This is a genomic window from Arthrobacter sp. 10N410 (genome assembly GCF_056394945.1).
In genome coordinates, this window is the sequence record NZ_JBFTIP010000006.1 from 117,329 (window position 1) to 142,377 (window position 25,049).

Here is a 25,049-nt window from a genome sequence, read left to right on the forward strand (position 1 = left end):
CGCGTGCCGCAAGAACCCGCGGCAGAGGAAATGCAGAAAACGGCGCCTGAATCCCGCGCAGGCGGCACCCCCGCATGTTTACTGGTAGCGGGGGCGGTGAGTTGTGTGCTGGCTCCGAACGGAACGTCAGCCGCCAGACTCGCCGAGAAGAAAGCTGGACCATGATCGAGGCATTCGGCCTTACCAAGACCTACGGGAAGCGCACCGCCGTTGACGGCGTCACGTTCACCGTCCGGCCAGGGCAGGTGACCGGCTTCCTGGGCCCGAACGGGGCCGGCAAGACCACCACCATGCGCATGATCCTGGGACTGGACCGGCCCACCGCGGGGCGGGTGCTGGTGAACGGACGGCCGTATGCCGGGCACGCGGCGCCGCTGCACGAAGTCGGTGCCCTCCTGGATGCCAAGTCTGTTCACCCGGCCCGCAGCGCTTTCAAACACCTGTCCGTTCTGGCAGCCACACACGGCATAAGCCGCAGCCGCGTCGAGGAAGTCATGGCGATGACCGGGATCTCGGAGACGGCCCGCAAGCGCGTCAAAGGGTTCTCGCTCGGCATGGGCCAGCGCCTCGGCATTGCTGCCGCACTGCTAGGGGATCCCCGGACGGTCATCTTCGACGAGCCTGTCAACGGACTCGATCCGGAAGGCGTCCAGTGGGTCCGCAACCTGGCCAAAGGCCTCGCCGCCGAGGGCCGGACGGTCTTCCTTTCCTCGCACCTGATGAGCGAGATGGCGCAGACTGCCGACCACCTGATCGTCATCGGCCGGGGCCGGATCATCGCGGACGCGCCCGTAGCCGAGATCCTTGCCCAGGGGCAGGACAGGGCGCTGGTGCGCAGCGACCAATCAACCCGGTTGCAGGCGGGGCTGGCAGCCAGCGGGATCCTCTTTCGCGAACTTGAACCGGGCCTCCTGGAAGTCTCCGGTGCCGAACCGCGGAAGGTCGCCTGGATAGCGCGGGAATGCGATGCACTGATTCACGAGTTGACCCCGGTCCGGGCGACGCTCGAAGAGGCCTTCATGGAACTGACCCGCGACGACGTCGAATACCGCTCCGCCGCATTGGCCGGGGCCGGAGAGGGAACCCGATGAGCACCACAGTAACCCCGAGCAACGGTGCCACTGCCGTCCCTCGCCGGGACAACGGGACCAGGCTCACCTTCCTCCGGGCCGTGCACGCCGAGTGGATCAAGCTGACCTCGCTGCGTTCCAGCTACGTCATCCTCGCCGTCGCGCTGCTCGGCATGGTCGGGGTCGGCATGCTCAAAGCGTTCTCGGTGGCAGACATGGCTGCCTCGTTCGCCGTCTACGGCGGGCCCGCTGGAGCTGAGCGGGAGGGCATCCTGAAGGAATTCAGCATATTTGCCCGCGAGGTCCCCGCAACCGGGATCATGGTCGCCCAGTTCCTGATCGCCTCCTTGGCCGTCATCCAGATCGGCTCCGAATACAGCACCGGCATGATCACCACGACGCTCACCGCCGTGCCACGCCGGATGACCGCCGTGCTGTCGAAAACGCTCGTCATCGCCGCAACCGCCTTCGCCACCGGCATCCTCGGAGCTCTCATCTCGTACGCTGTGGCCCAGCCGATACTGCAGCCGCAGGGTCTGGACTACGCACTTACCGCCGACGGTGTGGTCCGGAGCATTCTCAACGCCGCCGTCTTCCTGGCTCTGATCGCCGTCCTGGGCCTTGGCATTGGTGCCATGCTGCGCAACAGCGTCGGCGGCCTTGTCGCCACGCTGGGCATCCTCATGATTCTTCCGGTCATCGTTGCCATCTTGTCGGGCCTGGGGGACGCCTTCCAGGACGTCGGCCTGTTCCTGCCCGCGTCCGCCGGGGGCGACATGGTCGCCATCCGGACCTCGCCCGAGCGGCTAACCCCGGTCCAGGGCGGCCTTGTTGTGCTTGCCTGGACGGCAGCCGCAGTGGGCGGCGGACTCGCGTCGGTGAAGTACCGCGATGCCTGACAGCAACGCCTGACAGCAACGCCTGACCGGGTCGCCGCCGGCGTCGCATGTGTGTACGCTCCCGGCGGCCCTGGATGTCAGGGCCGCCGATCCATGCAAAACAAAAAACCCCGTCTTTCCGGTCAGACCGAAAAGACGGGGTTTTGGCTTGTGCACCCCCCGGGACTCGAACCCGGAACCCATTGATTAAGAGTCAATTGCTCTGCCAGTTGAGCTAGAGGTGCAGCTGTTGTTTTCGTTCGCCCCGGGCTTTTTATTTCCCGCGGTGTTCTCCGCAACGACATGAAACTCTACACGAGTTTTAGTGCAGTGTGAAATCGAGCGGCCGACGGGGCTCCCCGGCTAGTTGGTTAGCCCCAAAACCAGCACAAAATCAGGGTTTTGGCCGTTGCTGAGCGCCCAGAGGCGTCCGTCCGGGGCGAGCGAAACGTCGCGGATCCGACCATATTTGCCTGTGAAATAGGCCACAGGATCGCCGGCAAATTCGCCGCGCAGCGGTACCGCCCAAAGCCGCTGGCCACGCAGGGCGCCGAGGTAGGCCGTGTCGCCAACGATTTCGAGCCCGCTGGGCGAGGAATCCGCCGTCGAGGGCCACACCACTTTGGCGTCAAGGAACCCTTCGCGGTGCGGGGCTCCCGTCACCTCGGGCCAGCCGTAGTTGCCGCCGGGGACGATCAGGTTCAGTTCATCGTCTCTGTCCGGTCCGAATTCGCTCGCCCACAGCCGGCCCGCGCTGTCCCAGTCGAGCCCTTGGACGTTGCGGTGCCCGAGGCTGTAGACGGGGTTCGAGCCGAAGGGGTTGCCGGGAGCGGGTCTCCCGTCCGGGGTGAGGCGCAGGATCTTGCCGCCGAGGGCGTTGCGGTCCTGGGGTTGGTCGCGGCGCTGGGAGTCGCCGGTTCCGACGTAGAGGTACCCGTCGGGGCCGAACCGGATGCGGCCTCCGTTGTGTGTGGAGGCCTTGGGAATTCCGGTGAAGATGGTTTCGGGGGCGCCCAGATCCGGGAGGCCGTTCCCAGCGAGCCGGAAGCGGGCGATCCGGTTGTCCGGCCCGGCCGTGAAATACGCGTATAGATACCGGCCGGCCGCAAGCTGAGGAGAAAGGGCCAGCCCCAGCAGTCCGCCCTCGCCGCCGGGGATGACGCCGGGCACTTTGCCGACCGTCGCTGCGGGACCGCCGCCTGGCGGCACGGACTTTAGCAGCGCGCTGTCCCGTTCCGAGATAAGGGCAGTGCCGTCCGGCAGGAAGACAGCAGACCAGGGCAGCGTCAGCCCGGCGTCGATGCGGCCGGCAACTCTCAGGACGCCAGCAGCCGGCTCGCTGCTGGCGGGCGGGCTGCTGGCGGGCGGCGGGGGAGCGGGTGGACTGCCGGTGCAGCCGGCCGCGGCCAGGGACGCAGCCAGTACCGCCACCGCCGCTGCCCGGGCCGCTCGCCGCTGCGACCGCCGCTGCATTGCTACAGCCGGGAGCGGCGGGGCGGCCGGAAGCCCGCTGCTTCCGCATGGGCGGCGGAAAGGAACCAGACTTCTGCCCGGGTCTCCTCGTAGGAGGGGCTGGTCTCGTCGTGGTAGATCATCGAGGAGGCGTTGCCCTTGACGGTGAAGCCCTCCGGGCCACTTCCATCCGCGGCCGGCGCGGCAGATCCCTCGCCGTACGGCTGTTCAACGGCCAGATGCCCGGAGGGCGCCGCGGTGTGGCTGGCTGAGCCCTCGGTGAGTGCGGCCGATGATGCTGCCTGCACCGTCTCCAGCTCCGCAGCCTCGGCCGCGGCGGACTCCGCGCCGGGGAGGGTGGGGGCGTGTGGCTCGGTGTATTCGGCGTGGTGCACGGGGGTGTGTGCTTCCGGCGCTTCGGCGTGGGCGCCGTGGGCCAGGTGTTCGCCGTGGCCCCCGTGCGAAAGGTCGTGGTGCGTGGCGGCATGTGCCTCGGCCGGCGGCGTCTCCGACCACTGGGTCTCCCACTCGGAGCTGCCCGCTGCAGTGCCGCCCGTTGCGGTGCTGGCCGTTGCAGCGACGCCCGCTGCAGTGCCGCCCGTTGCGGTGCTGGCCGTTGCAGCGACGCCCGCTGCGGTGCCGCCCTCGGCGGGCGCGTCCTCCTTGGGAGCTCCCTCGGCTGTGGTGCTCCCCGCCTGTGCACCCGCCGCGTCGTCGTCGTCGGCGGTGGTTGGCGGCTGCGGCTCGGCGTTGCCAAATCCGGCGGCGGAAGGCATCCCCGTGGTCGCGGCCGCGGCGGCCGACGCGGCGGCGGTCCCGCCGGACAGGGCGCCGTCGTGGCTTGCCCGGTCCCCGGCAGCCCTCGACGAGGCTCCGGACCCGGTGGACGTCGGGGTTCCAGCGCCACTGCGGGCATTGTTGCGGTTCAGCTGCCACCACACGACGCCGACAATCACCACGATGACGATGAGCCAGATAATCCAATCCATAGCCGAATCCTTCTGTCCAGGCGGCAAGGTTGCCGCTGTTTGACGTTACGTCCGGCCCGACGCGGCTGTCCAGCGTTCCCGACGCGGCTGTCCAGCGTTCCGGACCGGCCCCGTGTAGCCTCGCATCATGGACTTCAAGCGACTGCGGATTCTTCGCGAGCTGGCGGACCGCGGCACCGTGGGGGCCACCGCCGAGGCCATGCGGGTAACGCCTTCCGCAGTCTCACAACAGCTCAAGACCCTGCAGGACGAACTCGGTGTAGTGCTTGTGGAGAAGTCCGGCAGGGGAGTGCGGCTGACTGAGGCGGGGCTGGCCATGGCCGGCGCCGCTGCGGAGGTCTCCACGGCCATGGCCCGCGCCGAGGCAACCATCGACACCTACCGCCTCGGCTGGCAGACGCACATCAAGGCGGCGTTCTTTCCGAGTGCCGCGGAAATGTTCCTGCCGGGACTGTTGCACCGCGTGAAGGAGATCGACGGACTGCGCTTCGAGGCGCATTTCGAGGACCCCGGCGTCGCCGGCTTCGCCGCGCTGGCCGCGGACTACGACATTGTCCTGGCCCACAGCGTGGACGGACCCGAGGTCTTCGCCCGCCAGGGCCTCCAGGTGATCCCCCTGATAGAGGAACCGCTGGACGTGGCGGTGCCGGCGGACCACGAACTGGCCGGCAAGGCGACGCTCAGCGCCGAGGACGTCGTCGGGTTCCCCTGGATGGGCGTGCCCGACGGTTTTCCCTTTGATACCGTCCTGCGGCAAATCGAGATGCAGGCCGATTCCCCGGCCCTGCGGGCGCAGCTCTTCCCGGACCTGCGGGTGCTGGAGGCGCTGGTCAGTGCCGGGCACGGGCTGAGCCTCCTGCCGCGCTACACCGCCCTGAAGAACCAAGGGCGAGGCTTTGTGCTCCGCCCGCTCCGCGGCGTCAAGGCCAGCCGAAGCATCGTGGCCCTGGCTCGTCCCGAGGCCGCCGCCCGGACCACCATCCAGCAGGTACTCATGCTGCTGAAGGCGGAGGCCCAGGCGGTCGCCGAAGCACCCGAGCTGCGTGACGCGGCTCACAGCATTTGAGTCGAACGAGCCGCGGAGTCCAATGGGTGAGACAAGCGTCCACTATTTGGGCGAAATATTCCCGGTTTTACGCTTAATGAGCCAGTCCGGCTCGTTGCTGCCGACGGCGGAGCCCTAGACTTTGAGCCATGAGTGAGGACACCCAAACAGCGACAGAGACCAAGCCGGACATCAAGCCCCGCAGCCGGGTCGTTACCGACGGAATCCACGCCGCGCCCGCGCGCGGCATGTTCCGGGCGGTCGGCATGGGCGACGACGACTTCGCAAAGCCCCAGGTGGGCGTGGCGAGTTCGTGGAACGAAATCACTCCCTGCAACCTTTCGCTGAACCGGCTCGCCCAGGGCGCCAAGGAAGGCGTCTTCGCCGGCGGCGGGTTCCCGATGCAGTTCGGCACCATCTCCGTCTCCGACGGCATCTCCATGGGCCACGAGGGCATGCACTTCTCCTTGGTGTCCCGCGAAGTCATTGCGGACTCGGTCGAGACCGTCATGCAGGCCGAACGGATCGACGGCTCGGTACTGCTGGCCGGCTGCGACAAGTCCCTGCCGGGCATGCTGATGGCGGCCGCCCGCCTGGACCTGTCCAGCGTCTTTCTGTACGCCGGCTCGATCATGCCCGGCTGGGTCAAGCTCGAAGACGGCTCCGAGAAGGAAGTCACGCTGATTGACGCCTTCGAGGCTGTGGGCGCCTGCGCCGCGGGCAAGATGAGCCGCGAGGACCTCGACCGCATCGAAAAGGCCATCTGCCCGGGCGAAGGCGCCTGTGGCGGCATGTACACCGCCAACACCATGGCCTGCATCGGCGAGGCCCTGGGCATGTCCCTTCCGGGTTCCGCCGCCCCGCCCTCGGCCGACCGCCGCCGCGACGTCTTCGCGCACAAGTCCGGCGAGGCCGTCGTCAACCTGTTGCGCCTTGGCATCACCGCCCGCGACATCATGACCAAGAAGGCGTTCGAGAACGCGATCGCCGTGACCATGGCCTTCGGCGGCTCCACAAACGCGGTGCTGCACCTGCTGGCCATCGCCCGCGAGGCCGAGGTCGAGCTGAGCCTTGAGGACTTCAACCGGATCGGCGACAGGATCCCGCACCTGGGCGACCTCAAGCCCTTTGGCCGCTACGTGATGACCGACGTCGACAAGATCGGCGGCGTCCCGGTCATCATGAAGGCCCTGCTCGACGCCGGCCTGCTGCACGGCGACTGCCTCACCGTGACCGGCAAGACCGTCGCCGAGAACCTCGCCTCGATCAACCCGCCGGACCCGGACGGCAAGGTGCTCCGCGCCATGGACAACCCGATCCACAAGACCGGCGGCATCACCATCCTGCACGGTTCGATGGCTCCGGAAGGCGCCGTCGTGAAGAGCGCCGGCTTCGACGCCGACGTCTTCGAAGGCACCGCCCGCGTTTTCGAGCGCGAACAGGGCGCCCTGGACGCACTGGACAAGGGCCAGATCAAGGCCGGCGACGTCGTCGTGATCCGCTACGAGGGCCCCAAGGGCGGCCCGGGCATGCGCGAGATGCTCGCCATCACGGGCGCGATCAAGGGCGCAGGCCTCGGCAAGGATGTCCTGCTGCTCACGGACGGCCGCTTCTCCGGCGGAACCACGGGCCTGTGCATCGGCCACGTCGCACCGGAAGCGGTCGACGGCGGCCCCATCGCCTTCGTCAAGGACGGCGACCGGATCCGGGTGGACATCGGGGCCCGGACGTTCGACCTCCTGGTGGACGACGCCGAGCTCGAAGCGCGCAAGGTGGGCTGGGAGCCGCTGCCGGCCAAGTTCACCAAGGGCGTGCTTGCCAAGTACGCCAAGCTCGTCCACAGCGCCTCCACGGGCGCCTACTGCGGGTAATACCTGCCCAACTGGCTCGCATTAGTTGTCGTTATGGGGCCCCATAACGACAACTAATGCGAGCTACTTGGGAGAGGCGTTCAAAAAGTGGACAATGGAGTCCACATCGTGAGACAGGGGCTTGGCTCGTTGACACCTGTCTTGCTCAGAGGGAAAACTGAACTCATGATCGAGATCGTTACCGCGGGCGTCACTTCAGGTGTCTCCGTCGTACTTACCAAGCGCGTGGCTCCATAGCCCGACTGGTAACGAACCGTCACGCGCAAACCCCTCGAAGAGCCGCCAAGGCTGAGGGGTTTTTTTATTACCCGTAGTTCCACGATCACAGTAGATCCACCAAAGGAAGAGTCCGATGAGCAAAGGATCGCCGATCAGCCCCTCGCTGATGGCCACAAAGTCCGCTGGAGCCCACAAGGCTCCGGAACGCATCGAACGCCCGGCAGACGCCGGCGTCGAGCATGCTGCTGCCTCTCCCGTCCTTGGGCCGAACAACGTCGTACCCCCGACGGTGATGACCGGCTCGCAAGCAATCGTCCGCTCGCTCGAAGAACTCGGCGTCCAGGACATTTTCGGTTTGCCCGGTGGCGCGATCCTGCCCACCTATGACCCCTTGATGGCCTCCAAAATGAACCACATTCTGGTCCGTCACGAACAGGGAGCCGGCCACGCCGCGCAAGGCTATGCCATGGTCACCGGGCGGGTTGGCGTCTGCATCGCCACCTCGGGCCCCGGTGCCACCAACCTCGTTACCGCCATCATGGACGCCCACATGGACTCCGTGCCGATGGTGGCCATCACCGGGCAGGTCTCCAGCGGAGTCATCGGCACCGATGCCTTCCAGGAGGCGGACATCGTCGGCATCACCATGCCGATCACCAAGCACTCCTTCCTGGTGACCGACCCCAACGACATCCCGCACGTGATGGCCGAGGCGTTCCACCTCGCCTCGACCGGCCGTCCCGGCCCCGTCCTCGTGGACGTGGCCAAGGACGCCCAGCAGGGCCAGATGACCTTCTCCTGGCCGCCCAAGATCGACCTGCCCGGCTACCGGCCGGTGGTCCGCGGCCACAGCAAGCAGGTCCGTGAAGCGGCCAGGCTGATCGCGGCCGCCAAAAAGCCGGTGCTGTACGTTGGCGGCGGCGTGGTCAAGGCCCACGCGTCCGCGGAACTGCGGGAACTCGCCGAACTCTCCGGCGCCCCCGTGGTTACGACGCTGATGGCCAGAGGCGTCTTCCCGGACTCACACCCGCAGCACGTCGGCATGCCAGGCATGCACGGCACGGTGTCCGCCGTGACCGCGCTGCAGCAATCCGATCTGCTGATCACGCTCGGTGCGCGCTTCGATGACCGGGTCACCGGCATCCTGAAGTCCTTCGCCCCGAACGCCAAGGTCATCCACGCGGACATCGACCCGGCGGAGATCTCCAAGAACCGCACCGCCGACGTGCCGATCGTGGGCTCAGTCAAGGAGATCATCCCGGAGCTCAGTGATGCCCTGCGCCTCCAGTTCGAAGCCTCCGGCACCCCGGACCTCGGCAACTGGTGGGCCTTCCTGAACAACCTCAAGGAGACCTACCCGCTCGGCTGGACCGAACCCGAGGACGGCCTCAGCGCACCGCAGCGCGTGATCGAGCGGATCGGTGCCCTCACCGGCCCCGAGGGCGTCTATGTCGCCGGCGTCGGCCAGCACCAGATGTGGGCCTCGCAGTTCATCAAGTACGAACGCCCGCACGCCTGGCTGAACTCCGGCGGCGCCGGCACCATGGGCTACGCCGTGCCGGCCGCGATGGGCGCCAAGGTGGGGGAGCCGGACCGCGTGGTCTGGGCGATCGACGGCGACGGCTGCTTCCAGATGACCAACCAGGAACTCGCCACCTGCGCCATCAACAAGATCCCGATCAAGGTGGCGGTCATCAACAACTCCTCGCTGGGCATGGTGCGCCAGTGGCAGACCCTCTTTTATGAGGGCCGCTACTCCAACACCGACCTGAACACCGGCCATGACACCGTCCGGATCCCGGACTTCGTCAAGCTGGCGGACGCCTACGGCTGCGCCTCCTTCCGCTGCGAACGGGACGAGGACATCGACGCCACCATCCAGAAGGCACTGGCAATCAATGACCGCCCGGTCGTGATCGACTTCGTCGTCAGCCCCAACTCCATGGTGTGGCCGATGGTTCCCGCCGGAGTCAGCAACGACCAGATCCAGGTTGCCCGCAACATGACCCCGGACTGGGAAGAAGAGGACTGAACATGACCCGCCACACACTCTCCGTTCTGGTCGAAGACAAACCCGGTGTGCTGACCCGCGTCGCCAGCCTCTTCGCCCGGCGCGCCTTCAACATCAACTCCCTGGCCGTCGGCCCGACCGAGGTTCCGGGCATCTCCCGGATGACGGTCGTCGTCGACGCCGACGGCGAGCTGATCGAACAGGTCACCAAGCAGCTGAACAAGCTGATCAACGTGATTAAGATCGTCGAGCTCACCCCCGAATCTTCCGTACAGCGCGACCACATCCTGGTCAAGGTACGTGCGGATGCCGCAACCCGGCTGCAGGTAACCCAGGCAGCCGACTTGTTCCGTGCCTCAGTGGTCGACGTCTCCACAGAGTCGGTGGTCATTGAGGCGACGGGCCACCCCGACAAGCTCACCGCACTGCTTTCGGTGCTGGAGCCCTTCGGCGTCCGCGAAATCGTGCAGTCCGGCACCCTGGCCGTCGGCCGAGGGTCCCGTTCCATGAGCGACCGGGCCCTGCGCTCCGCCTAGGCGGCCGTGCCAAGCCTGCAGCAACACAGCAATACCCTGAATTTCCCCAGACAACACCAAAGAATCCATTCAAAGGAGACACCCCAGTGACTGAAATGTTCTACGACGACGACGCCGACCTGTCGATCATCCAGGGCCGCACCGTCGCCGTTATCGGTTACGGCTCCCAGGGCCACGCCCACGCCCTCAGCCTGCGCGATTCCGGTGTTGACGTCCGCGTCGGCCTGAAGGAAGACTCCAAGTCCCGCGCCAAGGCCGAGGCCGAGGGCCTGCGCGTTCTCAACGTCGCCGACGCCGTCGCCGAGGCAGACCTCATCATGATCCTCACCCCGGACCAGGTCCAGCGCCACGTCTACGCCGAGGACATCGCCCCGAACCTGCAGGCCGGCGACGCCCTGTTCTTCGGACACGGCTTCAACATCCGCTACGGCTACATCAAGCCGCCGGCCGACGTCGACGTCGCCCTCGTCGCACCCAAGGGACCGGGCCACATCGTGCGCCGCGAGTTCGAAGCCGGCCGCGGCGTGCCGGACCTGATCGCCGTCGAGCAGAACGCGTCCGGCAAGGCCAAGGAACTGGCCCTGTCCTACGCCAAGGCGATCGGCGGCACCCGCGCCGGCGTCATCGAGACCACCTTCACCGAAGAGACCGAAACCGATCTCTTCGGCGAGCAGGCTGTGCTCTGCGGCGGCGCCTCGCAGCTGATCATGTACGGCTTCGAGACCCTCACCGAGGCCGGCTACAAGCCCGAGGTTGCCTACTTCGAGGTGCTGCACGAGCTCAAGCTGATCGTCGACCTGATGGTCGAGGGCGGTATCGCCAAGCAGCGCTGGAGCGTCTCTGACACCGCGGAATACGGCGACTACGTCTCCGGCCCGCGCGTTATCACCCCCGAGGTGAAGGAAAACATGAAGGCCGTCCTCAAGGACATCCAGGACGGCACCTTCGCCAAGCGCTTCATCGACGACCAGGACGCCGGAGCCCCCGAGTTCAAGGCCCTGCGCAAGAAGGGTGAAGACCACCCGATCGAGGCCACCGGCCGCGAACTGCGCAAGCTGTTCTCCTGGATCAAGAACGAAGACGACTACACCGAAGGATCAGTGGCCCGCTAAGGCAACTGGCCGGCAGGGGAGCCGGACACCCGCACCGGGGTCCGGCTCCCCTGCGTTCAGCACCACCCGCAACATCTGCACCACCGACGTTTCACCAAAATCCCCACCTGAATACAAGAGAGCTAAAGAGGTCACCGGTGACAAGCACCAAACCTGTCGTACTCCTCGCTGAGGAACTTTCGCCCGCCACAGTCGAGGCCCTCGGCCCGGACTTTGAAATCCGCCAGACCGACGGAGCCGACCGTTCCCAGCTGCTCTCCGCGATCGCCGACGTCGACGCGATCCTGATCCGCTCCGCCACCCAGGTGGACGCCGAGGCCATCGCCGCCGCGAAGAACCTCAAGGTGATCGCCCGCGCCGGCGTGGGCCTGGACAACGTCGACATCAAGGCCGCCACCCAGGCCGGCGTCATGGTGGTCAACGCCCCGACGTCGAACATCGTCTCTGCCGCCGAACTCACCGTCGGCCACATCCTCAGCCTCGCCCGCCACATCCCGCAGGCCTCCGCCGCGCTCAAGGACGGCGAGTGGAAGCGCTCCAAGTACACCGGCACGGAGCTCTTCGAGAAGAAGATTGGCATCATCGGCCTCGGCCGGATCGGCGCCCTCGTCGCGGCCCGCCTGAAGGGCTTCGACACGAAGATCCTCGCGTACGACCCCTACATCACCTCCGCCCGCGCCGCCCAGCTCGGCGTGCAGCTGGTGACCCTGGACGAGCTCCTGGCCCAGTCGGACTTCATCACCATCCACATGCCCAAGACGCCCGAGACCGTCGGCATGCTCGGCGCGGAGGCCTTCAAGAAGATGAAGAGCAGCGCGTACGTCGTCAACGTCGCCCGCGGCGGCCTGGTGGATGAGGAAGCCCTGTACGCGGCACTGGAGTCCGGCGAGATCGCCGGCGCCGGCGTCGACGTGTTCGTCAAGGAGCCCAGCACCGACCTGCCGTTCTTCAAGCTCGACAACGTCGTGGTGACCCCGCACCTGGGCGCGTCCACCGACGAGGCCCAGGAAAAGGCAGGCGTCTCCGTTGCCAAGTCCGTCCGCCAGGCCCTCGCCGGCGAATTGGTGCCAGACGCCGTGAACGTAGCCGGCGGCGTCATTGCCCCGGACGTGCGCCCCGGGATCCCGCTGATCGAGAAGCTGGGCCGGATCTTCACCGCAATGACCCACGCTTCGCTGACCCAGTTCGACGTGGAGGTGGCCGGCGAAATCTCCTCGCTGGACGTCAAGGTCCTCGAACTCGCGGCCCTCAAGGGCATCTTCGCCGACGTCGTGACCGAACAGGTCTCGTACGTCAACGCGCCCGTCATCGCCGAGCAGCGGGGGATCAACGTCCGGCTCATCACCACCCCGGACACGGAGTCCTACCGCAACGTCCTGACCCTGCGGGGGGCCCTGAGCGACGGCAGCCAGATCTCGGTGGCCGGCACGCTGACCGGGCCCAAGCAGATCCAGAAGCTCGTCGGAATCAACGGTTTCGAGGTCGAAATCCCGATCAGCGAACACCTCGTGGTGGTGGCTTATTCGGACCGTCCGGGCGTGATCGGCACGATCGGGCACATCCTCGGCATGAACAACATCAACATCGCCGGCATGCAGGTGGCGCGGCAGGCGGAGGGCGGCCAGGTGCTTGCGCTCCTGACCATCGACAGCTCCGTGCCGCAGCAGGTGCTGGAAGCGATCAAGGCCGGAATCGGCGCCGATATGGTCCGCGAGGTCGACCTCGAGGACTAGGTCCCCAGCGTGGGCGCCTGCGGCGGCAACACCGTCGCAGGCGGCCACGAATGAGCGGCCGGTCTGCGTACAATGGCTAGGTCCGAATTTCGGATTTGGCCGGCAGACCGGCCTTTACTTTTGCACACCCGGCCGGGGACGCCTTCATTTCCGCGCGGAATGAACAGCGGTGTGCGCACGCAATCCAGCTTTCAGGAGCCCAATGAACGCCGTCCAGAGGTTCATCAGAAGCAGAGTGCTTTTGCTGACCGCGTCCATTTTGATCGTGGCCATGTGCCTGTCCGTGCTGGTGCAGGGCCAGTCGCAGGCCGCGCTGAACCGCACCGTTGACCAGAACTCCCGGGGGCTCTACGACGTCCTCGTCCAGGCCAAGGCCGACGACAACGGCGGGCTCATGCAGCCCGAAATCGCCACCGGCCAGGGCGGCATCAGCTTCGAACAGCTGGACTCCATCCGCAAGCTTTCCGGCACCTCGGTCGCGGCTCCGATCAGCCTCGTTTCCCGGGTCTCGCAGAACCTCGAAACCCCGCGCCTCGACGCTACCGACTACCTCGGCTACAACGCCGGACTGGCCGGCACCGCCGGTGACCCCAGCGCCACCGATCCGTCCAAGTGGCCCGCCGCCGAGTCTGTCCTGAGCGACACGGCCAAGAAATACCGCCTCACCGCCAGTGCCGTGAAGTCGGACGGCACGTCCGATCAGACCCTGTTCAAGACGACCGCCGAGGGCTCCCTCGGCAAGGCCAAGCTCATCGAAGAGGAAGTGGCCGGCGGCAAGAACGTCCGGATCGCGGGCCCGGAAGGCGAGACCGGAATCAAGTTCCCCGCCCCGGCCGGCGGCTCGGAGCACAACCTGTTCAACCTCTCGGTTTCGCTGCCGCTGGCCCCGCAGGTGACCGAGTCCGTCGTCGCCGTCGATCCGGTCTCGGAGCGCGCGCTCCTGGGCGGCTCCGGCGACTTCCTCGCGCCGCTGGAGAAGGCGCCCCCGGCCGACGCCCGCAATGCCGGCGCGATCGGCCGCCACTTCGAAAGCCTCTTCACCAGCGGCATCAGCATGGAACAGCTCAAGGAAGGCCCCGACTTCCTTGGCGTCAAGCTGAAGTACTGGGCCCCGCTGATGACGCAGTACCAGCAGGCCAAGCGCGCCGGTCAGCTGACCGACGATTCGCAGGCGATTCCGCTGATCGTCCGGTCCGGCACCTCCCTTGACCTCAAGTACTCCGTCAAGATCGAGGAAATCGACGACGCCGGCAACGTCACCAAGGACGTCGGCACCGTGACCCGCTCACTGGACAAGGACTACCTTCCCTTCGTCTCCAAGTCCCCGTTCGCCCTGGAGTGGCCCGGATCCAAGGACCTCTCCAAGCTGCTCGGCGACACCGGCAGCTTCGGCCAGGGCCTCTACAACCCCGCGACCTGGAGCACCGACTTCGCCGCCGCGCCCAAGTACAAGGACGGAAAGACGGCCGGCAACGGCGCCGTCGACAAGTCCGCGGTCCCGGGCGACTGGGTCACCGTCAACCGGCTGCCGGAGAAGGGCGCCAACGACGCCCCGGTGGACCAGACGCAGCGCACCCCGGTCGACGAGCGCTCCTACCGCGAAAACCTTGCGACCGGGAAGAAGCCCGCCACCCCGCTGGCCATGGTCTACGGCACCTTCGATCCAGCCAAGGTCCAGGAAGCGGCCGGCGACGTCAACCGGCTTCCGCTCGGCGGCTATGACCCGACCCCGTTCACCCTGACCAAGGACGCCGACGGCAAGGACGTCGAAAAGACCGCCCTCAAGCCTTCACTCAGCGGTACCGGCCTGGTCAGCCAGTCGGCCGGCGCCATCACCGACTACTACGGCCTGGCCGCGGCCCGCGGCTACGAGAAGAACGCCTCCGTGATCGACGCCGTGCGCGTCCGTGCCAAGGTCGACGGCAGCTGGAAGCAGGCCCAGCCCGAGGTCGAGAAGCTTGCCAGCGAGATCCGCGACATGGGCCTGCAGGCGACCGTGGTTGCAGGCTCGGCCCGCGAGGACGCCAGCATCTTCGTGCCCGGCTACTCCAAGGACGACGCCGGCAAGGAGTCGCCGCTGGGCACCGTGCAGCAGTCCTGGGTTCGCCAGGACGCCGCCGACGCGGTCTCCGGCTCGCTGACCGGCACCAACCTCACCCTGCTCTTCCTGACCCTGTGCGGGGCCGCCCTGCTCACCGGCGCCTCCACCGTCAGCTATGTCCGCAAGCGCCGCCGCGAGGCCGGAACGCTCCGGGCCATGGGCTGGACGCAACGCAAGATCCGGTCCTGGGTGCTCGCCGAGTTCGGCGTCGGCGCGGCACTGCTGGCCGTCGCCGGGATCGCCCTGAGCCTGCTCAGCTGGAACCCTGCCACCGCGGTCGTCTCCGCTTCGGTCCTGGTCCTCTACTGCGGCGCCGCCTACTTCGCGGCGCAGCAGCTGCGGCACCGGGAGGTCATCGACCAGGAACCGCAGCACGATGAACGGCTCATCCCCGTCGATTCGCCGCTGACCTTCGCCAGCCGGCAGCTGAGCACCAACAAGTTCAACACCGGCTCCCTCGCCGTCGCCGTCGGCGTCTTCGGTGCCGCGGTGGGCGGACTCGCCGCGCTGCTGATCGACATTCCGCGTGCCGCGGGCGCCAGCGCCCTCAGCGGACTGGCCGCGGCCAGTATCGCGATGCCGAGCATCATCCTGGGCGTGTCCGGCGTCGCCGTGGGCCTGCTGTTGACCATGGTCACCGGACGCTTCGAACTGGGGGCCAAGCGCCAGTATCTCGGGATCCTGCAGGCGATGGGCTGGAACCCGGACATGCTGGGCCAGGTCCGCTTCTTCGAAAATGCCATGGTGGGAGCCATCGCCGTGCCGCTGGGTGTCCTTGGCGCCCTGGGCATTGGCTTGCTCCTCGCCCCCTATGCCGCACTCTGGGCCGGAATCGCCGGACTCGTGGCTGTACTTTGCTGGATTCCGATTGCAACGAAAGTGGTCCAATGACTAACGAGCTGAACCTGACCAGGGCGGCCCGGAACCGGATGCCGGAGAGCACCGGGAACGGCGGCCACCAGACCCGCGCCAACACGATCGTGAAGGCCACGGACCACGCCACACCGCTGGAACTGAGCAACATCACCATCCACTACGGCGGCGGCAAGGGCGGCGCGGAGGCGGTCAACGTCGTCGACGACTTCAACATGACGCTGCACGCCGGCGAAATGCACTGTGTCGCCGGCCGCTCCGGCTCGGGCAAGACCAGCATCCTGACCGTCGGCGCGGGCCTGACCCTGCCGACGTCGGGCCGGGTGTTCTGGGAAGGCGACTCGCTCGAAACCATGGGCGACGACGAAATCGCCGACCGCCGCCGTGCGCTGATCGGGTACGTCGACCAGGGCGGCGCCCTGATTGACGGCATGAGCGCGCTGGAGAACGTGCTGCTTCCGGCCGTCCCCGACGGCGAAGTGGAACAGCGCCGCGACATGGCCAAGGACCTCCTGGACCTCGTCGGCCTGGGCCGGCGCATGCGCCACCGTCCCGCCCAGCTCTCCGGCGGCGAACGCCAGCGCGTCGCAATCGCCCGGGCCTTGATCCTCGGCACCCGCGTGCTGGTGGTCGACGAGCCCACCGCGAGCCTGGACCGCACCTCGGCCAACCGCATCATCAGCATCCTCAAGGACACGACGTCGGACGGCATCGCCGTCCTGGTCGCTTCACACGACCACGAACTTGTCCGCCAGAGCGATACCCTGACCGAACTGATCTAGGTTAATAACGTGACGCCTTCCGAAAAAACCCCGTTCTACATCACCACGGCCATCAGCTACCCCAACGGCGTGCCGCACATCGGCCACGCCTACGAGGTCATCGCCACCGACGCGATGGCGCGGTTCAAGCGGCTGGACGGCTATGACGTGTTCTTCATGACCGGCACCGACGAGCACGGCCTGAAGATGCAGCAGACGGCGGAAAAGGAAGGCATCCCGGTCAAGGAGCTTGCCGACCGCAACTCGGCCGCGTTCCGCCAGATGAGCGATGATCTGGGCATCTCGCTCAGCCGCTTCATCCGTACCACGGACCCGGACCACTACGAGGCGGCCAAGGCGCTCTGGCAGCGGATGGAAGCCAACGGAGACATCTACCTCTCCAAGTACGCCGGCTGGTACTCGGTCCGCGACGAGCGCTACTTCGTCGAGGACGAGACCGAGGTCCGTGAAGACGGCCTCCGCTACGCCTCCGAAACCGGCACCGAGGTGACCTGGACCGAGGAGGAGAGCTACTTCTTCAAGCTCTCGGCCTATCAGGACAGGCTGCTGGCCCTCTACGCGGACCACCCGGACTTCGGCGCCCCGCACAGCCGCTTCAACGAGGTCATCAGTTTCGTCAAGGGCGGCCTCGAGGACCTCTCGATCAGCCGGACGTCCTTCAAATGGGGTGTGCCGGTGCCGGGCAACCCGGACCACGTCATGTACGTCTGGGTCGACGCGCTGACCAATTACCTGACCGGCGTCGGCTTCCCGGACACGGGTTCGGAGAGCTTCCGGAAGTACTGGCCCGCCGACGTCCACGTGATCGGCAAGGACATCTCCCGGTTCCACGCCGTGTACTGGCCGGCATTCCTGATGTCCGCCGGGCTGGAACTGCCCAAGCGTGTGATGATCCATGGCCACCTGCACAACCAGGGCATCAAGATGTCCAAGTCGCTGGGCAACGTGGTGGCGCCCGCTGACTGGGTGGCGCAGTACGGACTGGACCAGGTCCGCTTCTTCCTGCTCCGCGAGGTGCCGTTCGGCGCTGACGGCAACTACAGCCACGACGCGATTGTCGGTCGGATGAACTCGGACCTGGCGAACAACTTCGGCAACCTGGCGCAGCGTTCCCTGTCCATGGTGGCGAAGAACTGCGAGGGCCGCGTCCCGGTCCCGGCCGGCTTCAGCGCAGAGGACGCCGCACTGCTGGGCCAGGCCATGGGCCTGCTGGGCATCGCCCGCGCAGCGTTCGAGAAGCAGGAATTCAGCCGCGCGCTCGAAGCCATCTGGAACGTGCTCGGCGACACCAACGCCTACTTCGCCGAGCAGGCTCCGTGGGTGCTGCGGAAGACCGACGTCGAACGCATGAACACCGTTCTGTACGTCACCCTCGAAGTGTTGCGGATCGTCGCCATCCTCGCCCAGCCGGTCATGCCGACGGCGGCCGCGGCCATCCTTGACAGCCTCGGCCAGTCCGAAGGGGAAGCCCGCGACTTCGCTGCGCTGGAGACCCCGATCGAGGCCGGGACGCCGTTGCCTGCCCCGGCCCCGGTGTTTCCCAAGTACGAGGAGCCCGCAGAGGCGTAGCCCCAACTGATCCCCCGCACCACCCCGCGAGGTGACAGTTCACGGCAGTGTTCGCCCGGAACACCGCGGTGAACTGTCACCTCGCTTTTTTGCGCCCAAGTAGTTTCCCTTTCGTAACGGGTGCTCCGGGAGTGAAAGCGGGCAGAGATTACTCGGGACTCTCCGAGTTGCCCCGGCATACGGTTACGGCGTTAGCGGTCTGATGAAGCCCTTGGGGGAGTAACTCATCACTCACCCTCAATGTTCCAGGCCGGGGACTCGCACACCCGGTCGCCGATGTTGCTCCGCTGGGTGCCGTCAGGTCGAAAGTCGACTCGTGATGGAGCAACCAAAAATGAGACGAACTATCGCAACAATGGGGATTTTAGGTCTGGCACTGCTGGGTTCAGCGGGCACGGCCAACGCCGCTGCTGTCGGCGGCGGTGACACCGGGAGCGGGGAAGTGACATCCTCGCCCGGCACGGGCGGCCCTGGCCAGGCGCCTGGCTCCGGCCAGCCCGGCAACCCGGGCGCACCGGACATCGCGGGGGCACCGGACAACGCGGGGGCGCCGGATGCGCTGCCGGGTCCGGTGACCATCCCGCCCGTGGCCTCGGGTACGCCGGACAACTCGGAGAAGCCGGACCCCCTGCCGGGGCCCGTGACGATCCCGCCAGTGGCCGATCCGCCGGCCAACGGCGGGACTCCAGAGACTCCGACCGTTCCGGTGACCAACCCGCCGGCAAACGGCGGAACGCCAGACAATTCGCACCAGCCGGGTGACAAGCCGGACGGCTCGCACCAGCCGGGTGACAAGCCGGGTGACAAGCCGGACGGCTCGCACAAGCCGGGTGACAAGCCGGGTGACAAGCCGGACGGCTCGCACAAGCCGGGCGACAAGGGCGACCATGGCGAGCACGGCGACCACGGCGACAAGGGCGACCATGGCGACCACGCAAACTGGCCCGGCAAGGACGATAAGTGCGAGCCGGGTGACCGTGGCGACAAGGGAAACCACGCCGGCTGGCCGGGCAGGTGGGATAGGGGCGACCATGGCGACACGGCCGACCGCGCCGACTGGCAGAACAAGTGGGACAAGGGCGACCGCGGTGACAAGAGCGACCATGGAGACAGGGGAGACCGCGCCGACTGGCCGAACAAGTGGGACAAGGGCGACAAGGGTCATCACCACGGCGATGACTGCGACTGGCCGGGCAAGTGGGACAAGGACGAGTGTGAGGATCCGCCGGCACACGAGCCCAAGAACCCGCCGGCTGTGAAGCCCGCAGCGCCGCCCGCAGCGAAGCCTGTGGCACCGCCGACCGGCGCGGCCCAGGGTGCTCCCGTGGTCAACATGGGCTTCAACGTCCAGACGGCGGTGGCCGGCACTCCCAGTGCCGGAATTCCGCTTTGGCTCTCCGTGCTGACCGGACTCCTGACAGCGGGGGCCGCAACGGCCCTGCTCCGGGGCATGGTCCGGAGCGGTAACGCCAACAGCTAAGGAAAGATGCGGGCCGGTTGCCGTTGTGCAGCCGGCCCGCACAGCTACTGCCCTCGAGCAAGCACTGCACCAGGAGCTCTCATGGCCCTTCGCCGTAATGCCGATCATTCCGTCGAGACGGCACCGCGTGGACTGCTGCTGGGTGGCCGGGACAAACTGGTGCTGGTCGCCTGCATCGTTGGGCTGCTGGCGGCGTGGCTCGTCTACGCGGCCTTCGGTCTCAATGCCGGAGGTAGCGGCGCCGCCGGGCCCGCAGCGGGACCCATTCCTACGGCCACCGCAGCAGCGCAAAGCCCGGTTCCGTCCGCCCCTGGACCCACCTCGTCTGCTCCACAAAAAGCAGCCCCCAAGGCGGCCGTCCGACGCACCGCCCCGCCGGCGCCGGGCCCGGCTGCGGCCGCCCCGCAGCGCATTTCCTATCCCGCAGCGCGGATGGACGTGGTGATTCATCCCCTGCAGCCCAGCCAGAGTGAAGCTGCAAGCCAGAGCATCGTTCCTCCCGAAACCATGGACGGCTACTGGCTCACCCCCTTCGGCGTGCCAGGTGTCGGGTCGACAAACACCACCTACGTCGTCGGCCACAGCTGGCAGGGCGTCGACGCGCCCTTCAACCACCTGAGCACGATGGCCGCACCCGGCGACAAATTGACGGTACAGACGGCCACCGGCGTCATCACCTACAAGGTGGATTCCGTGACCACCTACCTCAAATCGGGCCTGAAGGACAGCCCCATCTGGTCCGTCGTCCCCAATCGACTGGTCCTGATTTCCTGCTATACCGGGGACCTCTGGGGAAAGAACGTGACCGTGGTCGCGTCCCCGGTTGCGGCCGGCTGAGGATTCCCCGCCGCTCTTCCGAATATTGAGACAATTTGACCAGCATGTGGATGCCTTGGCTACCCTGAAAACATGAGCGCATCCACGATTGATCTCGCAGTCATCCCCGGCGACGGCATTGGCCCGGAAGTTACCGCCGAGGCACTAAAGGTCCTGGAGAAGGCCGCCGCCGCCGAAGGCATCGACCTGAAGCAGACCCACTACCAGCTCGGCGCCCAGCACTGGCTGGAGACGGGGGAGACGCTGCCGGCGGAAACCCTCGCCGACCTCCGTACCCGGGACGCCATTCTCTTCGGCGCCGTGGGAGCCGCCCCCGGCGACACCCGGATCCCCTCCGGGATCATCGAACGCGAACTGCTGCTCAAGCTGCGCTTCAGCCTGGACCACTTCGTGAATCTGCGCCCCTCCAGGCTGTATGCCGGCGTCGGCAGCCCGCTCGCGAACCCGGGCAACATCGACTTCATCGTGGTCCGTGAAGGCACCGAGGGGCCCTACGTCGGCAACGGCGGGACTTTGCGGGCCGGCACCCCGCACGAGGTCGCCACCGAGGTCTCGCTGAACACCGCCCACGGTGTGGAGCGTGTGGTCCGGGATGCCTTCCGCCGCGCCAACGAGCGCCCGCGCAAGAAGCTGACCCTGGTGCACAAGCACAACGTCCTGGTCTTCGCCGGGCACCTCTGGAAGCGGACCGTGGAAGCAGTGGCGCAGGAATTCCCCGAGGTCAGCCACGACTACCTGCACGTGGATGCTGCCACGATCTTCATGGTCACCGACCCGGCGCGCTTCGACGTCATCGTCACGGACAACCTCTTCGGTGACATCCTCACCGACCTTGCCGCCGCTATCACCGGCGGCATCGGCCTCGCAGCCTCGGGCAACATCAACATGGACCGCACCGCGCCGTCCATGTTCGAGCCGGTCCACGGATCGGCGCCGGACATTGCCGGCCAGCAGAAGGCCGACCCCAGCGCGGCCATCCTGTCCGCAGCGCTGTTGCTGGACCACCTGGGCTACGCAACTGCGGCACGGAAGATCGAGGCGGCCGTGGCCGCCGACGTCGAAAGCCGGGACGGCAGTTACCGGAGCACCGCCGCCATCGGCGACGCGATCGCCGCCGCCCTCTGACACCCGGGCGTAAGCTTGTTGCGAATCACCAAAATGCTGCCGTGGTCCGAGGATGAACCACGTTCATACACCAGGCAGCCGACCGTGGAGGAACCATGACCCAGACTGCCCATGGCGTCGAATTCAGCCAGCGGCTCTCGGCAACCCCGAAGTCCGCTGAAGAGCGTGCAGCCATCCTGGCCAACCCGGGATTCGGCGACCATTTCACCGACCACACCGCGATCGTCGACTACAGCGTCGACGCCGAGGGCAAAGGCGGCTGGCACGATCCGCGGATCGAACCCTACGGTCCCATCATGCTTGATCCTTCCGCAGCGGTCCTTCACTACGGCCAGGAGATCTTCGAAGGGCTCAAGGCCTACCGCCACGCCGACGGCTCCATCTGGACGTTCCGGCCCGAAGCAAACGCCGCGCGCCTGAACAAGTCTGCGCGCCGGCTCGCCCTCCCGGAGCTTCCGGAGGAATACTTCCTTACCGCCATCCGCGAGCTCGTGTCCGTGGACCGGGAATGGGTCCCTTCCGGCGACGGCGAGGCCCTCTACCTGCGCCCCTTCATGATCGCTACCGAGGCCTTCCTGGGCGTCCGGGCTGCCCGCGAAGTGTCGTTCCGCGTCATCGCCTCTCCGGCCGGCAACTACTTCGGCGGCGAACTGAAGCCGGTTTCCATCTGGATCTCCCGCGAATACGCCCGTGCCGGCCGCGGCGGCACCGGCGCCGCCAAGTGCGGCGGCAACTATGCAGCCTCCCTCATTGCGCAGCAGGAAGCCGAGGCGCACGGCTGCAAGCAGGTCCTGTTCCTGGACCAGTTCAACGACAACGCCGTCGAGGAACTCGGCGGAATGAACGTCTTCTTCGTGATGAAGGACGGCTCGCTGGTGACCCCCGCGCTGTCCGGGACCATCCTGGAGGGCGTCACCCGCTCCTCCGTGATGCAGGTCGCCCGGGACATGGGCCGCGAGGTCACCGAGCGCAAGATCACCCTGGATGAGTGGCGCGACGGCGTCGCCTCCGGCGAGATCACCGAGGTCTTCGCCTGCGGCACCGCAGCCGTCATCACCCCGATCGGCGTGCTCAAGGACGATACCGAGTTCATCGGCTCCGAGGACGCCAAGGCCGGCGAGACCACCATGGCCATCCGCCAGCAGCTGCTCGGCATCCAGACCGGGACCGTGGAGGACACGCACGGCTGGCTGACCCGCCTGGCGTAGCCCGCAGCAACAAGTACGACGGCGGTCCGCACCTTCGGGTGCGGGCCGCCGCAGTTTGCGGCCGCCAGCCAACACACCCTTAAGGTCCGGAAGTCCCTGTTTTCCTGCCGGCCGCAGCGCCACACTGGAGCCATGACTGGGCTGATACAGGTTCTGGGCATCGTTTTCGGGATCGTCCTGATCGCCGTCGGCATCCTGGAGTCGTTTTTCTTCCGTGAACAGCGGTTCTACCGGCTCTTCCTGATCGAACCGGAAGACGTCGCGGCGGTGCGGATGTGGACCTTCAACCTCGGCTTCTACAACATGATCTGGGGCGTGGGCGCGATTATCGGTGCGCTCATGCTGACCGGTGCGGAGCCGGCGGCCGGCCGAACCCTCCTGTTATTCACCGCCGTCGGCCACGTCCTGCTGGGCATCATTCTGGTCCTGTCCGAGCGCCGGCTCTGGGCCAGCGCCCTCGCCGAGGCCCTTCTGCCCGCCGTCATTGTCGTCCTGCTGCTCCTTTGAGCGTCCCCGGTGGGAAGATGGAAGAGTGATTCCCGATGATGCCCGCGCCCTGGTCCGCAGCACCGAGCTGACGCGGTTCCGCCTTGCCCCGAACCCGGGTCCGATGAGCCTGCACGGCACCAACTCCTACGTCGTGGCCGCCCCCGGCTCGGCCGGCGTCGTGGTGGTGGATCCGGGACCCCTCGACGAAGACCACCTGCGCGAACTGACCCAGTACGGCGCCGTCGAACTGATCCTCATTACGCACCGCCACGCCGACCACACCGCGGCCGCGGCACGCTTCGCCGAACTCACCGGAGCCCCCGTCCGCGCCGCAGACCCCGCACACTGCCACGGGGGAGAGCCGCTTCGGGAGGGCGAGGTGCTGCATGCCGCCGGGGTGGAAATCCGTGTGCTGGCGACACCTGGCCACACCTCCGACTCGGTTTGCTTCCACCTGCCCCAGGACGGAGCCCACGGCGCCGTCCTCACCGGGGACACGATCTTAGGCGTCGGCACCACCGTCCTGGATTACCCCGACGGCAAGCTGGGGGACTACCTCGAGTCCCTGGACCGGCTGGAAAGCCTGGGTCCGGCCACCGTCCTGCCCGCCCACGGCCCCATGCTTCCGGCGCTGGACAGCATCGTCCGCGCCTACCGGGACCACCGGCAGGACCGCTTGGCCCAGATCCGCGCCGCCCTCGCCGGGCTCGGAGCGGAGGCGGGCGTCGAAGAAGTGGCCGACGCCGTCTACGCCGCCGTCGACCCGGCTGTCCGGCCCGCGGCGGAACTGTCCGTCGCCGCCCAACTCGATTACCTGCGCTCACGTGGCCCCTCCTGAATCGCGCAGCCCGGGGCTTGCCGCCTGAGACGGTACGCTAGGAACCATGCGTATCGCCCGGTTTGTAGTCGATTCTGATCCCATGTACGGCATTGTTGAGGGCCAGCCCGGCAGTGAGGAAGTCACTGTCATCAATGGTGACCCCTTCTTCCACGGTGTGGAGCGGACCGCCGTCAAGCACAAGCTGGAGGACGTCCGCCTCCTCGCCCCGATCATCCCGCGCAGCAAGGTCATCGGCGTCGGGCGCAACTTTGTGGAACACGCCCGCGAGCTCGGCAACGAGGTGCCGGCGCAGCCGCTGCTCTTCCTCAAGCCCAACACCTCGGTGATCGGGCCCAACGATCCAATCATCCTGCCGGAGTTCTCCGAGGAGGTCTCCTTCGAAGCCGAGCTCTGCGTCGTGATCGGCCGGATCTGCAAGGACGTCCCGGAGGAGCGCGTCGACGACGTCGTCTTCGGCTACACCTGCGGCAACGACCTCACCGCCCGGGACGTCCAGAAGACCGACCTGCAGTGGGCACGGGCGAAGGGCTTTGACACCTCGGCGCCGCTGGGGCCGTGGATCGAGACCGAACTGGACACCGAGGACCTGCAGATCCAGGGCCGGCTTAACGGCGAGCTCCGCCAGGACGGCAGCACCAGCCAGATGATCCGCGGCGTCCGCGAACTCGTTTCCATCGTCTCGCAGGCCTTCACCCTGCTCCCCGGCGACGTCATCATGACCGGCACCCCGGCCGGCGTCGGCCTGGTCAAGGCAGGAGACCGGTTCGAGGTCGAGATCGAGGGCATCGGCCGCCTCTCCAACCCGGTAGTCCGCCGCTAACCGCCCAG

The 25,049-nt window shown here is 67.1% G+C and carries 20 protein-coding genes and 1 tRNA gene; 18 read left to right on the top strand and 3 right to left on the bottom strand.

Translation table 11 applies throughout. The features are described from left to right. Positions 1-161 precede the first annotated feature (161 nt). Both AC1DB8_RS13905 and AC1DB8_RS13910 read left to right on the top strand, forming a co-directional pair. Positions 162-1,091 (top strand): ABC transporter ATP-binding protein, encoded by a 930-nt coding sequence (locus AC1DB8_RS13905; RefSeq protein ID WP_476893356.1) that lies wholly within the window; start codon positions 162-164, stop codon positions 1,089-1,091. Continuing rightward, on the top strand, positions 1,088-1,969 hold the full coding sequence (locus AC1DB8_RS13910) for an ABC transporter permease (protein WP_476893357.1): 882 nt from the start codon (positions 1,088-1,090) through the stop codon (positions 1,967-1,969). Before AC1DB8_RS13905 ends, AC1DB8_RS13910 begins: the two co-directional genes overlap by 4 nt. Before the next feature lie 151 nt (positions 1,970-2,120). On the opposite strand, the gene AC1DB8_RS13915 is transcribed toward AC1DB8_RS13910, so the two are convergent. From AC1DB8_RS13915 to AC1DB8_RS13925, 3 genes are all read right to left on the bottom strand, one after another. Next, a tRNA-Lys gene (locus AC1DB8_RS13915) sits at positions 2,121-2,193 on the bottom strand. A gap of 118 nt (positions 2,194-2,311) precedes the next feature. Beyond that, entirely contained in the window at positions 2,312-3,421 is a 1,110-nt protein-coding gene (locus AC1DB8_RS13920) for a PQQ-dependent sugar dehydrogenase (protein WP_476893358.1), read from the bottom strand. A gap of 2 nt (positions 3,422-3,423) precedes the next feature. After that, complete coding sequence (locus AC1DB8_RS13925; protein WP_476893359.1) at positions 3,424-4,389, bottom strand: sunset domain-containing protein; 966 nt, start codon at positions 4,387-4,389, stop codon at positions 3,424-3,426. Positions 4,390-4,516: 127 nt separating this feature from the next. Between AC1DB8_RS13925 and AC1DB8_RS13930 the strand changes: the two genes are divergently transcribed. The 16 genes from AC1DB8_RS13930 (at position 4,517) to AC1DB8_RS14005 (ending at position 25,041) form a co-directional block, all read left to right on the top strand. Next, complete coding sequence (locus tag AC1DB8_RS13930) at positions 4,517-5,455, top strand: LysR family transcriptional regulator (RefSeq protein WP_441417428.1); 939 nt, start codon at positions 4,517-4,519, stop codon at positions 5,453-5,455. 128 nt (positions 5,456-5,583) lie between these two features. Continuing rightward, positions 5,584-7,305, top strand: a complete 1,722-nt coding sequence (ilvD, locus tag AC1DB8_RS13935) for a dihydroxy-acid dehydratase (protein ID WP_476893360.1) — start codon at positions 5,584-5,586, stop codon at positions 7,303-7,305. Positions 7,306-7,657: 352 nt separating this feature from the next. Then, positions 7,658-9,556: an acetolactate synthase large subunit gene (locus AC1DB8_RS13940; RefSeq protein ID WP_441417430.1), complete on the top strand. Its 1,899-nt coding sequence runs from the start codon at positions 7,658-7,660 to the stop codon at positions 9,554-9,556. A 2-nt stretch (positions 9,557-9,558) separates the two neighbouring features. Then, the gene (gene ilvN, locus AC1DB8_RS13945; protein WP_138768975.1) at positions 9,559-10,071 is read left to right on the top strand and encodes an acetolactate synthase small subunit; all 513 of its coding nucleotides are present in this window, start codon (positions 9,559-9,561) and stop codon (positions 10,069-10,071) included. 86 nt (positions 10,072-10,157) lie between these two features. Then, on the top strand, positions 10,158-11,183 hold the full coding sequence (gene ilvC, locus AC1DB8_RS13950) for a ketol-acid reductoisomerase (protein ID WP_441417431.1): 1,026 nt from the start codon (positions 10,158-10,160) through the stop codon (positions 11,181-11,183). A 137-nt stretch (positions 11,184-11,320) separates the two neighbouring features. Then, complete coding sequence (gene serA, locus AC1DB8_RS13955; RefSeq protein WP_441417432.1) at positions 11,321-12,916, top strand: phosphoglycerate dehydrogenase; 1,596 nt, start codon at positions 11,321-11,323, stop codon at positions 12,914-12,916. Between the two features lie 202 nt (positions 12,917-13,118). Next, positions 13,119-15,908 (top strand): ABC transporter permease, encoded by a 2,790-nt coding sequence (locus AC1DB8_RS13960; protein ID WP_441417433.1) that lies wholly within the window; start codon positions 13,119-13,121, stop codon positions 15,906-15,908. Then, positions 15,905-16,672, top strand: coding sequence for an ABC transporter ATP-binding protein (locus AC1DB8_RS13965; RefSeq protein WP_346960862.1), 768 nt, complete (start codon positions 15,905-15,907; stop codon positions 16,670-16,672). The genes AC1DB8_RS13960 and AC1DB8_RS13965 overlap by 4 nt, the downstream gene beginning before the upstream one ends. Positions 16,673-16,681: 9 nt before the next feature. Then, positions 16,682-18,241 carry a methionine--tRNA ligase gene (gene metG / locus AC1DB8_RS13970; protein ID WP_441417434.1) on the top strand — a complete coding sequence of 520 codons (1,560 nt, stop codon included), beginning with the start codon at positions 16,682-16,684 and terminating at the stop codon, positions 18,239-18,241. A gap of 355 nt (positions 18,242-18,596) precedes the next feature. Further along, a complete protein-coding gene (locus tag AC1DB8_RS13975; protein ID WP_476893361.1) occupies positions 18,597-19,721 on the top strand; it encodes a hypothetical protein in 1,125 nt (374 codons plus the stop codon). Between the two features lie 81 nt (positions 19,722-19,802). Continuing rightward, positions 19,803-20,558 (top strand): class F sortase, encoded by a 756-nt coding sequence (locus AC1DB8_RS13980; protein WP_476893362.1) that lies wholly within the window; start codon positions 19,803-19,805, stop codon positions 20,556-20,558. 72 nt (positions 20,559-20,630) lie between these two features. Continuing rightward, positions 20,631-21,683 (top strand): 3-isopropylmalate dehydrogenase, encoded by a 1,053-nt coding sequence (locus AC1DB8_RS13985; RefSeq protein WP_476893363.1) that lies wholly within the window; start codon positions 20,631-20,633, stop codon positions 21,681-21,683. Positions 21,684-21,778: 95 nt separating this feature from the next. Further along, on the top strand, positions 21,779-22,891 hold the full coding sequence (locus AC1DB8_RS13990; protein ID WP_441417438.1) for a branched-chain amino acid aminotransferase: 1,113 nt from the start codon (positions 21,779-21,781) through the stop codon (positions 22,889-22,891). A 132-nt stretch (positions 22,892-23,023) separates the two neighbouring features. After that, on the top strand, positions 23,024-23,398 hold the full coding sequence (locus tag AC1DB8_RS13995; RefSeq protein ID WP_441417439.1) for a DUF1304 family protein: 375 nt from the start codon (positions 23,024-23,026) through the stop codon (positions 23,396-23,398). A gap of 25 nt (positions 23,399-23,423) precedes the next feature. Continuing rightward, positions 23,424-24,218, top strand: a complete 795-nt coding sequence (locus AC1DB8_RS14000; protein ID WP_441417440.1) for an MBL fold metallo-hydrolase — start codon at positions 23,424-23,426, stop codon at positions 24,216-24,218. A gap of 46 nt (positions 24,219-24,264) precedes the next feature. Further along, positions 24,265-25,041, top strand: coding sequence for a fumarylacetoacetate hydrolase family protein (locus tag AC1DB8_RS14005; protein ID WP_441417441.1), 777 nt, complete (start codon positions 24,265-24,267; stop codon positions 25,039-25,041). Positions 25,042-25,049: the final 8 nt, after the last annotated feature.

Bases quoted from the DNA above. Each gene is read 5' to 3' on its own strand.
- AC1DB8_RS13905 (WP_476893356.1), top strand. From the start codon at position 162: ATGATCGAGGCATTCGGCCTTACCAAGACCTACGGGAAGCGCACCGCC.
- AC1DB8_RS13910 (WP_476893357.1), top strand. From the start codon at position 1,088: ATGAGCACCACAGTAACCCCGAGCAACGGTGCCACTGCCGTCCCTCGC.
- AC1DB8_RS13920 (WP_476893358.1), bottom strand. From the start codon at position 3,421: ATGCAGCGGCGGTCGCAGCGGCGAGCGGCCCGGGCAGCGGCGGTGGCG.
- AC1DB8_RS13925 (WP_476893359.1), bottom strand. From the start codon at position 4,389: ATGGATTGGATTATCTGGCTCATCGTCATCGTGGTGATTGTCGGCGTC.
- AC1DB8_RS13930 (WP_441417428.1), top strand. From the start codon at position 4,517: ATGGACTTCAAGCGACTGCGGATTCTTCGCGAGCTGGCGGACCGCGGC.
- ilvD (WP_476893360.1), top strand. From the start codon at position 5,584: ATGAGTGAGGACACCCAAACAGCGACAGAGACCAAGCCGGACATCAAG.
- AC1DB8_RS13940 (WP_441417430.1), top strand. From the start codon at position 7,658: ATGAGCAAAGGATCGCCGATCAGCCCCTCGCTGATGGCCACAAAGTCC.
- ilvN (WP_138768975.1), top strand. From the start codon at position 9,559: ATGACCCGCCACACACTCTCCGTTCTGGTCGAAGACAAACCCGGTGTG.
- AC1DB8_RS13960 (WP_441417433.1), top strand. From the start codon at position 13,119: ATGAACGCCGTCCAGAGGTTCATCAGAAGCAGAGTGCTTTTGCTGACC.
- AC1DB8_RS13965 (WP_346960862.1), top strand. From the start codon at position 15,905: ATGACTAACGAGCTGAACCTGACCAGGGCGGCCCGGAACCGGATGCCG.
- AC1DB8_RS13975 (WP_476893361.1), top strand. From the start codon at position 18,597: ATGGGGATTTTAGGTCTGGCACTGCTGGGTTCAGCGGGCACGGCCAAC.
- AC1DB8_RS13980 (WP_476893362.1), top strand. From the start codon at position 19,803: ATGGCCCTTCGCCGTAATGCCGATCATTCCGTCGAGACGGCACCGCGT.
- AC1DB8_RS13985 (WP_476893363.1), top strand. From the start codon at position 20,631: ATGAGCGCATCCACGATTGATCTCGCAGTCATCCCCGGCGACGGCATT.
- AC1DB8_RS13990 (WP_441417438.1), top strand. From the start codon at position 21,779: ATGACCCAGACTGCCCATGGCGTCGAATTCAGCCAGCGGCTCTCGGCA.
- AC1DB8_RS13995 (WP_441417439.1), top strand. From the start codon at position 23,024: ATGACTGGGCTGATACAGGTTCTGGGCATCGTTTTCGGGATCGTCCTG.
- AC1DB8_RS14005 (WP_441417441.1), top strand. From the start codon at position 24,265: ATGCGTATCGCCCGGTTTGTAGTCGATTCTGATCCCATGTACGGCATT.